We start from the raw sequence: 1484 nt of genomic DNA, 5'->3' as shown, positions 1-1484 counted from the left end.
GGGTCGGGGATGTGAATAAGAGACGGTAGGGGGGGGGTCGCCGGCGGGCTCCAGGGCGAGGAACCCCCACGTCACGAACGCGACGAGTATCGTCGTGATGTGCGCGTCCCGCGAGAACACCAGCGAGCGGACGAGGGCGGCCGTCAGCGCGGCCGCGGCCGCGAGGAAGACGAGCAGGGGGACCGTCGCGCCGTCGACCGGGGCGTCGGTCTGGAGGCGCACCGCGACCTGTCCGAGGAGGGCGGCGGCCGTCCCGGCGGCGACGTAGCCCGCGACGAGCGGGAACTCGTCGGTCGTCCGGCGGGAGACGAGGGTCCGGCCGAGGCGACCGGCGCCGACCGCGAGCGTCGCGGCCGCGAACGCCTCGTCCGGCAGCGGCGCGCGCGGCAGCGACGCGAACAGCGCGAGGCCGGCGCCCGCGAGCGCGAACGAAACGAGCCCGTAGAGGCGTTCGGCCTCGCGGTCGCCGGGCAGGGCGAGCGTCTCGAACCACTCGCCGTCGCGGACGCCGAAGAAGGCCGCCCCCGCCACGGCGAAGAAGGGGACGGCGGCGGCGGCGTCGAGCGTCGGCGCGAGGGCGGCCAGCGCGGCCACCGCGGCGAAGATACCCGCGCGTCGGAGCCTCCGTATCACACCCTCGGCTACCCGCGACGCCCACTTAACGGTCCCGACAGCCGTCGGGCGGTCGGCCGCGGGGTGAGGAGGCGGATCAGTACCGGTACTCGTTGAACTGGACCGCGTGGCCCTCCAGCACGCGGACGGGCTCCTCCGGGGCCTCCTCGTCGTCACCGGTCCGGTCCTCGTGTGAGTCAACCACTCCCATGTGCGAGCGGTACACTCGCTCGTACATAACTGTTGTCCACGCGGCGGACGTTATCGGCGGGTCGTTCGGCGGACGTTATCTGCGGTCCATTGCCCGCCTATCGGCCGATAACGCGGTCGATCTCGCCGAGGTTGTCGATCACGTAGTCGGGGGAAATATCGGACGCCGCGAGGGCCGCCTCGTCGGTGACGCCCGAGCGCACGAGGACGGTCGTCATCCCGGCGCGCTCGCCGAGCGCGACGTCCGTGTCGAGCCGGTCGCCGACGACGAGGCACTCCTCCGGGGGGTACGGGAGCCGCTCGCGCACCATCTCGATCGCGGTGTCCGACGGCTTGCCGAGGACGGCGTCGGGCTCGCGCTCGGCGACGCCCGCGATCGCGTTTATCACGGCGCCGGACCCCGGAACGTCGCGCTCGGGGGCCGGTATGACGACGTCTGGATCGGTGCCGATGAACGGGATCTCCCGCTCTAAGGCCCACAGCGCGGTACAGAGGTCGTCGTAGTCGAACCCGCGGTCGATCGAGGCGACCAGCGCATCGGCGGCGTCGACGTCGTCGGTCGTCGAGAGCCCCGCCTCGGCGAACTGGTCGAGCAGCCCCGACTCGCCGATACAGAGCAGGTCGTCGTCCGCGTGGCGCTCGCGGAGGTACCGCGTGGTGAC

1 protein-coding gene and 1 pseudogene are annotated in these 1484 nt (G+C 72.6%); both read right to left on the bottom strand.

What is annotated here, in order from left to right; all coding sequences use genetic code 11:
• Positions 1-633, bottom strand: a pseudogene (locus B9G38_RS17290) (DUF92 domain-containing protein); the annotation flags it as partial.
• Positions 634-920: 287 nt separating this feature from the next.
• The coding region (locus B9G38_RS17285; protein ID WP_086221176.1) for an HAD-IIA family hydrolase at positions 921-1484 on the bottom strand (564 nt) is incomplete at its 5' end.

Source organism: Halorubrum sp. SD612 (assembly GCF_002135005.1).
This window is presented reverse-complemented; position numbering and strand designations above follow the sequence as displayed.